Genomic DNA, 10,400 nt, shown 5'->3' on the forward strand with positions numbered 1-10,400 from the left:
CCGCCGCGCGGCCACGTTCAGCGCGGCAGGCGCGGCGCGCGTTGGTTGCGGTCCGCCGATATCGCCGGCCTTGCCGCGACCGTGGCACCCGCAACGGTCGCCGCGGAGCTCAGGTCAAATGCCGCCACGGCCTGGCCCAATGTCGATGCCCTTCCCTGCATGGCCGCCGCCGCGCTTGCCGCCTGCTCCACCAGGGCGGCATTATGCCGCGTCATCTCGTCCATCGTGGCGATGGCGCGATTGACTTCTTCGATGCCGGCGCTCTGCTCCTGGCTCGCCTCGGTGATATCGTTCATGATGCCGGCCACATGCTGGACCGCCGCGACGATCTCCGCCATCTGCCTGCCGGCATCATCGACCAGCGCATTGCCGGATTCCACCTTCTTCACCGAATCGCCGATCAGTTCCTTGATTTCCTTCGCCGCCTGCGCCGAACGCTGCGCCAGCGTGCGCACTTCGGCAGCCACGACCGCGAATCCCCTGCCCTGCTCGCCCGCACGCGCCGCTTCAACGGCGGCATTGAGCGCGAGGATGTTGGTCTGAAAGGCGATGCCGTCGATCACACCGATGATATCGACGATCTTCTTTGCCGATGCGCTGATGGATGCCATGGTATGTACCACCTGGCTGACCACTTCCCCGCCTTGCACCGCGGAGCCGGACGCCGATTGCACCAATTGGTTCGCCTGCCGGGCATTCTCCGCGTTCTGCTTGACGGTCAGGGTCAGCTGTTCCATCGACGATGCGGTTTCTTCCAATGCGCTCGCCTGCGCCTCGGTGCGGCTCGACAGGTCGGCGTTGCCGGCGGAGATCTCGTCGGAGGCGGCGCCGATCTCATCGGTGCCGGTGCGAACCTGGCTGACGATCCGCGACAGGCTGTCATCCATTTCCTTCAGCGCTCGCAGCAGTTCGCTCGTCTCGTCCTTGCCGGTGACTTCGATGGGGGTGCCCAGCCTGCCGCCGGCAACCCGCTTCGCCACGCCGACCGCATCATGCAGCGGACGCGTGATGCTGCGCGTCGTCATCCAGGAAAACATCCCGCCCATCAATACCGTCAGCACCCCCATACCGATGAGAAGCATCGTCAGGCGCCGGCCAGCCGCCTCGGCGTTTGCCAGCAGGCCGTCGATGGCCGCCTGCTGCAGATTGACCAGCTTGTCGATCTCGGCGATTGCCTGCTGATTCAGCGGATCGATCTTGGACGAGATCAGCTTGCCTGCCGCCTCATTGCTGTAACTCTTCACCAACTCCATCGCTTCCTTGAGCGGCGCATCGGTTTGGGCATTCAGGCTCACGATACTGGCGACGATCGCCTTTTCGGCAGAGCTCAGGCCCAGGTCGGTCAGTTTCTTTTGCGCTTCCAGAAATTTTGTCCGCTGCTGCTGGAATTTCTCTTCTTCCTTCAGCATGCTCGGAGTGGTGTATTGAAGTCCGACATTGCGCGCCGCGATGCCGCCTTCGAGCACGGCACTGCGCATCAGTCCAGCCTGCACCGCCTTGGCATTGGCATGACGCAGGCCCTGGTTTTGCGTGTCGCGCGCCTTTGCGCTGATCAGGACGTCGGCCGCCAGAACACAGATGACCATTAAAAGAATGATTCCGAAACCGATGCCCAGCCGGGCACCGATTCTCACGGCACGCAAGTGCGTCATGCTGTCTCCCCTCTGCTTATTGTTTATTCCGCGATGCGGCAATCATTCTGTTATGAACAAGATGATCTTTATCTAACGGCTTATTTCAGCACAACTTTACGGCAGAGATATTGATTGCCGGCAACAACATTCGCTTATTGTTACCGGCAACAACAGGATGCGATGAAAACATGTCAGGAAGCTAATTCCCGCATCACGCTATACAGGTTGGATTTCGCTTCGAAGCCGATCCCCGGCAGGTCCGGCATCGTGATATGTCCATTGTCGACCTGCACGCCATCCGGAAAACCGCCGAACGGCTGGAACAGGTCCGGATAGGATTCGTTGCCGCCCAAGCCCAGTCCCGCGGCGATATTGAGCGACATCTGGTGGCCGCCGTGCGGAATGCAGCGGCGCGGCGACCAGCCGTGCTGGTGCAGCATGTCCAGCGTACGCAGGTATTCGACCAGTCCATAGCTGAGCGCGCAGTCGAATTGCAGCCAGTCGCGATCGGGGCGCATGCCGCCGTAACGGATCAGGTTGCGCGCATCCTGCATTGAAAACAGGTTCTCCCCGGTCGCCATCGGGTTTTCATAGTAATTGCGCAGCATCGCCTGCAACTCGAAATCGAGCGGATCACCAGCCTCCTCGTACCAGAACAGGTCATACTGCGACAAGGCCTTCGCATAGGCGATGGCAGTATCCATATCGAAGCGGCCGTTGGCATCCACGCACAATTTCTGCCCGTCCTGCAGCACGCTCAGGATCGCATCGATGCGGCGCAGGTCCTCATCCAGCGACGCACCGCCGATCTTCTTCTTCACCACCGTATATCCGCGGTCGATGTAGCTGCGCATTTCATTCTTCAGCGCTTCGAGATCCTGTCCCGGATGGTAGTAGCCGCCGGCGGCATAGACGAATACCTTGCGTTGCGGCTTGCCGTCGCCGTAGCGGTCGGCCAGCAATTGAAACAGCGGCTTGCCCTCGATCTTGGCGACCGCATCCCAGATTGCCATGTCGATCGTCCCCACGGCAACCGAACGCTCGCCATGGCCGCCGGGTTTTTCGTTGGTCATCATGCAGTTCCAGATCCGGTGCGGATCAAGATTGCTGCCGTCGGTGTTCACCAGCGATTCCGGCGTGGCGGCCATGATGCGCGGAATGAATCGTTCCCGCATCAGGTTGCCCTGCCCATAGCGGCCATTGGAATTGAATCCGTAGCCGACCACCGGCTTGCCGTCGCGCACCGTATCAGTCACTACCGCGACCAGGCTCAGCGTCATCTTGCTGAAGTCGATATAGGCATTGCGAATGGAGGAACTGATGGGAAGTGTTTTTTCACGAATGTCGACGATTCTCATGATATTTCCTTGTGGATGGTGACGTGCGTTGCGGATGCATGCATGACCGTCAGCATACGCAATCCGGTCATGCCTATAATTCACTGTCACGACATGGATTATTAACCTCAGGTGAAAAGTTCTTCTCCTTCCGAACTCGAATTCTTCGTCTTGCTCGCACGACACGCCAGTCTGTCGGTCACCGCACGTGAACTCAATGTCACGCCGCCTGCAGTCACCAAGCGTCTTGCGCAACTGGAGCAGCGCCTCGGTGTGCGGCTGGTCAACCGCACCACCCGCAAGGTCAGTCTGACGAGCGAGGGGGAAACCTATCTGTCGCATGCCGTCCGCATCCTTGCCGAGATCGGCGCGATGGAAGAACTGGTGTCCAGCAGCGGCGCAACGCCCAGGGGACTGCTGCGGGTCAATGCCACGCTCGGCTTCGGCCGCACGACCATCGCACCGCTCATCTCCGTGTTTGCCCGCCTGCATCCCGACGTGGAGGTGCAACTGCAACTCACCGACCGTCCCATCGACCTGGTGGAAGAAGCATTCGACCTTGGCATCCGTTTCGGCGAACTGCCGGACAGCAGGCTCAACGCACGGCGCATCATGCCCAACCGCCGCTTTCTGTGCGCATCGCCCGCCTACCTGAAACGCTTCGGCCAACCCGCCACGCCTGGCGAGCTGGCCCGGCATCATTGCATCGTGCATCGGCAGAACAACGACCCCGGGGCGCTATGGCGGCTGACGAAGGGACGCAAAACCGAAACGGTGAAAGTCGCCGGACAGCTGTCGAGCAACGACGGTGATGTGGTGCTTAACTGGGCATTGGATGGACACGGCATCCTGATGCGGTCTGAATGGGACCTGGCGAAGTATCTGGAGAGTGGAAGGCTGCAGGTGGTGCTGCCGGACTACAGAATCGCGCCGGCGGATTTGTATGCGTTTTATCCGAGTCAGCGGAATCTGTCGCTGAGAGTCCGGGTGTTTATTGATTTTCTGGTGGAGCGATTCGGCGGGAAATGAAAGTTGGATCTTTGCCTTTGATCCCTGGATTTTTCTGACCCAATGCAGGAAATTCTATCTGGCCCAAAGACATGCGGGCAAGGAAGCGCCGGTGCGGCGTTGCCGCACCGGCAGCTTCTCCATCAATTACACCGGTTTTTCTTGCGCCAAAAAGAACCGCACCATTTCACGGGATGCATCCGGTCCTTTCGGATCGGTGTACGACCCGGTCTTCTTTCCGCCCGCCCATGCATGTCCCGCACCATGGATCGTCCAATGTTCGGCAATAGTCTTGCCATTCGCATCCTGGCGTCGCGCCACGGTATAACTCCTGCCCTGCGGGGACTTGGCTTTTTCCACGGCCGCGTTCGAAGCGCCGCCCTCCCCGCCCAGACACTGCGCGATGACCTGCTCACCGTTGCGCTTATTGACAGTGCTGTCCCGATCGCCGTGAAAAACAATCACCGGCACGGGCTTGCCGGACTTGATGACCGCAGGCGCCTGCGCGCCGCTTTTCATTGCCGCGAAGGCGCTCGGCACATCATGCGCACTACCTAGCGGCAAACCGGAATGAACGCCGATCGCCGCATACAGATCAGGATATGCCGTGCCCATCACGACCGCCATCGCGCCGCCAGCGGATAAACCGGTCACATAGACCTTGCCGCTATCGACCTTGTAATCGCGGATAATTTCGCGGGTGATGTCGGCAATGATCGACGGTTCGCCGGCATCGCGCTGCTGGTCTTTTTCCTGGAACCAGTTCCAGCAGTTGGAACCGTTGGCGGACTGCACCTGCCCCGGATACGCGACGAGAAAACCGTGCTCTTCCGCCAGGGCGTTCATGTTGGTGCCCTTGGCAAAGTCGTCGGGATTTTGCTTGCAGCCGTGCAGCATGACGATCAGCGGCAGCGGTTCGTCCTTGTATCCGCTCGGTACGTACAGCCTGTACTTGCGGGTTCCGGCGGCATTCGTACAGGAACGGGACAGGAATTGCCCCGGCAGTGCCGGATCGGTGCTGACTTCTTCCACGTCTTCCACATCCTGCATGACGCCGCGCCACCCGCCTTTGGCACCGGCACGGAAGCGCTTCAGCATGTCGGCAGCCGCTGCCTTATGCGCTGCCATATCGGGCATCGGGTTGATGTCATGCAGGTTGGCGAATTGCGGCGTATCGGCGGATTGTGCTGCCTCCGCAGCAGGCATGCCCTGCAGAGCGCGCTGGATCGCCTCGGTGGCGGCCATCGGGCCGGCGGTTTGCAGCAGTTGCGTGGCTTCGCGCAGTTTCGCGAACATGTTGTCGTCGAGTTTCATGTGAATCCTTGATTAGTGAGTACGTCCGGCCAAAGCGGCCTTGACGGCTGGGCTGGCGTGCAAGGCACCCAGCACCGTGACGGAGTCGATGGCGGCGAGCGCCAGCTCCGGCGTGACATCGGCGGCGATCGTCGCCAGGCCGAGCACTTGTATATGCAATTTCTGTCCCGCATCCCGCACCGCCTCCAAGTCGGTTCGAGAGTAATGTTGCAGCCCGAGCACAAGACTCTTGCGGGCCACGGTTTGCTTGACCACGTCGGCATGGGCTTGCAACTGGTTGCGGATGGCAGTACGGATCAGGTCGGTGCGGTTGGAATAAAACCCTTCCTGGACGAGCAGGTCAATTTGGCCCAGATCGATCATGCCGAGGTTGATCGTAATTTTTTCCGTGTCGCCCGCTTTCACGATTGCGTTGTTATTTGTTGCCATTGTGGTCCCCTTATTTTCCGTACAAGTCATCCATACACCATCTGACTACCATCCATATGGATGGTTCACCCAAATTTGCAAGGTGGTTGCACTTAATTTTTTCGCATTTCCCATACGCATGATTCAGCCATGCAATGGCCTTGCCCGGAAAACCGAACTCCTGCCATGGCGAACGGTCTTTATTAACAACAGGACAATTTTTTCCAGGGACGATGAACCAGGCAATCAGGCAACTTACCCAACCCGACACCTTACCGAAACGCCTGCGTGCACTGGTTGTCGGCACCGTCACGTCATGGTTTGAAGACCGGGCCGCGAGCAAAGGGGCTGCGCTGGCTTATTACACCTTGTTCTCGCTGGCACCCTTGCTGGTGATCGTGATCGCGATTGCCGGGGCGGTCTTCGGCCGGGAAGCGGCGCGTGGCGCCCTGTTCAGGGAGTTGAACGGGCTGGTGGGCCCCACCGGTGCCGAAGCAATCCAGCTATTGCTAGCGAATGCGCGTGATACGGATACCGGCCTGCTCGCCGGGGCGATTGCCATCGGCGTGCTGCTGGTCGGCGCGACAACGGCGTTCGGCGAACTGAAGGACAGCCTGGACGAGATATGGCATGTGCCGCCGGTCAATAAATCCGGTTTTGTCCTGTTCCTGCGCACCCGCCTGCTATCGGTCGGGCTGATCATGGTGCTGGTGTTTCTACTGCTGGTGTCGCTGACGATCAGCGCGGCGCTGGCAATGCTGCAGAGTTACTGGGGCAAGTACTGGAGCGATCTTGCGTATATCCTGCAACCGGTATCGTCCACCGTGTCCTTCATCATCATTGCCTCGCTGTTCGCCGCCATCTACAAGCTGCTGCCGCAAATAAGGCTGCCGTGGCGGGATGTGCTAATCGGCGCGCTCGGGACCGCCGCGCTGTTCCTCCTCGGAAAATACGCCATCGGCGCCTATCTCGGCAACAATGCGCTGGCCAATACCCAGGGGGCGGCGGGGTCGGTGATTGCGCTGCTGTTATGGGTGTACTACTCGGCGCAGATCTTCTTTCTCGGCGCCGAATTCACGCGGCATTACGCCATCCTGTTCGGCAGCCTGCGAAATTCGCCGGAGCATGCGCATGTTCATGGCACATAACCGGGAATGGTGCTGACGTCGACGTCGTCGATCTGCTCCGGGTCCATGAAGCGCCGGGCGTAGTCGAGATAGACCTTGCTGCGCACGAAGATGTCGAACAGGTCCGGGTCGATGTGGTTGCGCTCCCGGAAACCACCGAGAATCTGCAACGATTCACTGAGGCTTTTCCCCTTCTTGTACGGCCGGTCTTTCGCGGTCAGCGCCTCGAAGATATCGGCGATCGCCATGATGCGCGCCTGCACCGACATCTGGTCTGCGCGCAGGCCGCGCGGATAACCCTTGCCATCCATGCGCTCATGGTGACCGCCGGCATACTCGGGCACATTCTGCAGATGCTTCGGCCATGGCAGCGATTCGAGCATGCGGATGGTGACGTCGATATGCCGGTTGATCACCTCGCGCTCCTGCGTGTTGAGCGTTCCGGCACGGATCGTGAGGTTCTCGGTTTCGTCTTCGTCAAGCAGATTGCGCTCCACGCCATCCGGTCCCTTCCATCGGTAAGCGGCGATCCGCCGTACCCGCTCCTGGTCTTCCGGCTTCATGCCTTCATTGCCGATGTTGGCGCGACGCAGGAAATCGCGGTCTTCGTCGAGACGCGCCAGCTCCCGTTCCAGATCACGTTCGATCTCGACATCGCGCAGGGGATCGCTTTTCACCGCATATCGTTTGCGCAGGGCACGCAGTTCCGCATCGCGCTTGAGCACTTCAAACCGGGTATCGACCAGATGGATGCGGTCGCAGATCGTTTCCAGCTTGGTCGATTTTTCCACCACGTGCACCGGCGTGGCGATCTTGCCGCAATCATGCAGCAGGCCGGCCAGCCATAGCTCGCGGCGGTCGGCATCATTCATCGTGAAGCCCGCCATCGGCCCGGTATTCGTCTTGTGCACGGCGTCGGCCAGCATCATCGTCAGCTCGGGCACCTGTTCGCAATGCCTGCCGGTATGCGGCGATTTCTCGCCGATGCCGATATTGATCAGCTTGACGAAGGACTCGAACAGATTTTCGAGACGGCCGATCAATTCCTGGTGCGCGATGGCGATTGCGGCCTGTGACGCGAGCGCCTCGATAAAGCGCTGATCGGTTTCGGAAAAAGAACGCGTCCTGCGGGTGACCGGGTCCTTCGCATTGATGAGTTGCAGCACGCCGATCAGCTCGCCTTCGTGGTCACGCATCGGCACCGTCAGGAAAGATTCGGAGTGATAGTCGTACAGTTCGTCGAACTGCCGCATGCCGGAGAAATTGAACATGTCGGCTTGATAAACATCCTCGATGTTGACCGACGTGCCGGTGTTGGCAGCATATGCCGCGACGGCGGAAAGGTCCTTGTCGCCAAGCGGCGTGAACAACGGCAAGTCGGGGATATCGATCGACTGGCCGCTTACGCCTCCCTGATACAGGCCGAGCGTATCGTTCATCGAGATGTGGAAGCGCAGGCTCCTGCGGTCGGGTGTGGTCCGGTAAAGCGTGCCGCCGTCGGCATGGGTCATGTTCTTGGCGGCGAGGACGATGCGCTCGAGCAGCAAGGCGACATCGTTGTTGGCGCTGAGTTCTACGCTCAGCTCCGTCAGCCGTTCCAGTCTTTGTGCGATTTCGGCAGGGGTCGGTTGCGTCACGGCGGGATCTCCTCAGTGTGCCGGCGCGTCAGAACACGAATACGTCGCCGGTCTTAAGCGCCGTGAACGGACGGTCCACCCCTGCGACCCGCAGCTCTTCCATGATCTGATCCTCCTGTCCCGGCTTCAGATGGTAGATCAGGAATTCGATCGAATGCGACATCGCATGGATGTCGGCGATCAGCGATTGCGGGCAGAAGTGCATCGACTTCTCCGCCAGTTCGCATTCAGCGTTCGGAAACGAACAATCAACGATGACCTTGCATAGGCGCCTATCGCCGGCCAGTGCTTTCCAGAGCGCCGGCGTCGAGCTCATGTCGCCGGAAAACAGCACGCCGGCAGTACCGTTATGCGCATGGTAGGCAACCGAGCCGCGGGTGTGATTGACGGGATAGGAAGTGATCTGCCGGCCCTTGATCTCGATGGTTGCGCCAGGCTTGAAAGGCGCCCATTGCAGGACCGGGTCGTCAGGACTGGGAATGGTCGAAAAATCGGGCCAGAGGACCCAGTTGAACAGGTGCTTTTTCAGTCCGTTCACCACGTCCTCGGAGGCGTGGACGGTGACCGGCCCGGCCCGCTTGCCGCGCACGGCGTCGACCAGGAGGGCAAGGCCGGCGACGTGGTCGAGGTGGGCATGAGTGATGAAGATATGGTCGATTCCGACCAGGCGTTCGATATCCAGATTGGTGATGCCGGTGCCGGCATCGAGAAGAATGTCGCTGTCCAGCCAGAGGCAGGTAGTGAATCTCTGGTGTCCGCCTATCCCGCCGGCGCACCCTAATACTTCCAGCTTCATCTCGCAGCGTCCGTCTTGGGGTGCGCGAGGCGCGGTGCGAATGACGAAAATGACGCATATGCAGTGGATACCGAATGAACGGTGTGCACTGAATATGCGGTGCGGCGAGCGAGCGCGCGCACGAATGGAGGTACGGCCATCTTATCCTCTCCCTGAGGGGTTTTTGGGAGATTGTAGACGGAATCGGTAACGCTGCGTTGTTTATGTCATCGCAATGTCGCCATTGTCGTCATATGCAAAAACCGGGCATGGATTGATGCTACATTTTTGCAACGCGATTTATAATCGGCATCGATTCGATAGACACCTATGCTTCGATTCCCTTGAATTCCATGCTTCCCGCGGGATTGTCCCGCCGTTCCCTTCCCGCCTATCCGGCGATCCGGTGCCAGGCCGATCCGGCCGGACCGATGACAAATGGACAATGATATGAGCGCAGTTATCGGAGCACAGTCAGACACAAAACCGAACACCGCTAGCAAGGACGACATCGACCTTCGCCTGGATTTCTTCAAGAAGCTGCAGTCGGTCACCAACAAGATCCATGCGACCAGCAATGTCGACGAAATCATGCTCGACCTGTCGCAGGACATCTGCGATCTGTTCAACTGCGACCGGCTCACCATCTATGGCGTCGTCGACGAAAAAACCGCCATCGCGTCGAAGGTGAAGACCGGCCTCAATTCCTTCAGCCAGTTAAAGCTGCCGATCTCGGACAAGAGCGTCGCCGGTTATGTCGCCCTCACCCGCAAGACGCTCAACATCCGTGATGTGTACGATGAAGCGGAACTGCGCGCCCATTCTTCCGAACTGCGTTTCCTGCGCGAGGTGGACAAGCGCACAGGCTACCGCACCAAGCAGATGCTGGTTGCGCCATTCATCGATGAACGTGCCGATGAATTGCTGGGCGCGGTCCAGCTCATCAACAGCGCCGACGGCAAGCCCTTTTCGACGGTCGTGGAAGATGCGCTCAAGGAGTTGTGCAAGACGCTGGCCATCGCCTACACGCAACGTCTGAAGCCGCAAACGGTGATCCGTTCGAAGTACGACCACCTGGTTGGCGACGCGGTGCTGTCGGCGGCCGAGATGGAACTGGCAACGCGTTCGGCACGGCGCAAGAACGAAGATATCGAAGCCGT

At 59.6% G+C, this 10,400-nt stretch carries 9 protein-coding genes; 3 read left to right on the top strand and 6 right to left on the bottom strand.

The features are described from left to right. Positions 1–17 precede the first annotated feature (17 nt). Both VGU61_RS13255 and VGU61_RS13260 read right to left on the bottom strand, forming a co-directional pair. The gene (locus tag VGU61_RS13255; protein ID WP_326859606.1) at positions 18–1,652 is read right to left on the bottom strand and encodes a methyl-accepting chemotaxis protein; all 1,635 of its coding nucleotides are present in this window, start codon (positions 1,650–1,652) and stop codon (positions 18–20) included. 173 nt (positions 1,653–1,825) lie between these two features. Next, positions 1,826–2,992: a mandelate racemase/muconate lactonizing enzyme family protein gene (locus VGU61_RS13260; RefSeq protein ID WP_326859607.1), complete on the bottom strand. Its 1,167-nt coding sequence runs from the start codon at positions 2,990–2,992 to the stop codon at positions 1,826–1,828. Positions 2,993–3,103: 111 nt separating this feature from the next. Between VGU61_RS13260 and VGU61_RS13265 the strand changes: the two genes are divergently transcribed. Next, positions 3,104–4,000, top strand: a complete 897-nt coding sequence (locus VGU61_RS13265) for a LysR family transcriptional regulator (RefSeq protein WP_326859608.1) — start codon at positions 3,104–3,106, stop codon at positions 3,998–4,000. Positions 4,001–4,126: 126 nt separating this feature from the next. Here VGU61_RS13265 and VGU61_RS13270 read toward each other — a convergent pair whose 3' ends face one another. Then, positions 4,127–5,293: a PHB depolymerase family esterase gene (locus VGU61_RS13270; protein ID WP_326859609.1), complete on the bottom strand. Its 1,167-nt coding sequence runs from the start codon at positions 5,291–5,293 to the stop codon at positions 4,127–4,129. 12 nt (positions 5,294–5,305) lie between these two features. Next, positions 5,306–5,722 (bottom strand): CopG family transcriptional regulator, encoded by a 417-nt coding sequence (locus VGU61_RS13275; RefSeq protein WP_326859610.1) that lies wholly within the window; start codon positions 5,720–5,722, stop codon positions 5,306–5,308. A gap of 212 nt (positions 5,723–5,934) precedes the next feature. On the opposite strand from VGU61_RS13275, the gene VGU61_RS13280 reads away from it, so the two are divergent. Continuing rightward, a complete protein-coding gene (locus VGU61_RS13280; RefSeq protein WP_326859611.1) occupies positions 5,935–6,849 on the top strand; it encodes a YihY/virulence factor BrkB family protein in 915 nt (304 codons plus the stop codon). Here VGU61_RS13280 and VGU61_RS13285 read toward each other — a convergent pair. Continuing rightward, a complete protein-coding gene (locus VGU61_RS13285; protein WP_326859612.1) occupies positions 6,837–8,465 on the bottom strand; it encodes an HD domain-containing phosphohydrolase in 1,629 nt (542 codons plus the stop codon). The two genes, VGU61_RS13280 and VGU61_RS13285, sit on opposite strands and share 13 nt — an antisense overlap. 28 nt (positions 8,466–8,493) lie before the next feature. After that, positions 8,494–9,261, bottom strand: a complete 768-nt coding sequence (locus tag VGU61_RS13290) for a 3',5'-cyclic-nucleotide phosphodiesterase (protein WP_326859613.1) — start codon at positions 9,259–9,261, stop codon at positions 8,494–8,496. A 429-nt stretch (positions 9,262–9,690) separates the two neighbouring features. Here VGU61_RS13290 and VGU61_RS13295 point away from each other — a divergent pair. After that, positions 9,691–10,400: GAF domain-containing protein (locus tag VGU61_RS13295; protein WP_326859614.1), on the top strand; the 710-nt coding region annotated here is incomplete at its 3' end.

The organism is Noviherbaspirillum sp. (genome assembly GCF_035944575.1).
Taxonomy (GTDB): domain Bacteria; phylum Pseudomonadota; class Gammaproteobacteria; order Burkholderiales; family Burkholderiaceae_D; genus Noviherbaspirillum.

Excerpts from the sequence above, each read along its gene's own strand:
- VGU61_RS13255 (WP_326859606.1), bottom strand. The coding sequence starts at position 1,652 with ATGACGCACTTGCGTGCCGTGAGAATCGGTGCCCGGCTGGGCATCGGT.
- VGU61_RS13260 (WP_326859607.1), bottom strand. The coding sequence starts at position 2,992 with ATGAGAATCGTCGACATTCGTGAAAAAACACTTCCCATCAGTTCCTCC.
- VGU61_RS13270 (WP_326859609.1), bottom strand. The coding sequence starts at position 5,293 with ATGAAACTCGACGACAACATGTTCGCGAAACTGCGCGAAGCCACGCAA.
- VGU61_RS13275 (WP_326859610.1), bottom strand. The coding sequence starts at position 5,722 with ATGGCAACAAATAACAACGCAATCGTGAAAGCGGGCGACACGGAAAAA.
- VGU61_RS13280 (WP_326859611.1), top strand. The coding sequence starts at position 5,935 with ATGAACCAGGCAATCAGGCAACTTACCCAACCCGACACCTTACCGAAA.
- VGU61_RS13290 (WP_326859613.1), bottom strand. The coding sequence starts at position 9,261 with ATGAAGCTGGAAGTATTAGGGTGCGCCGGCGGGATAGGCGGACACCAG.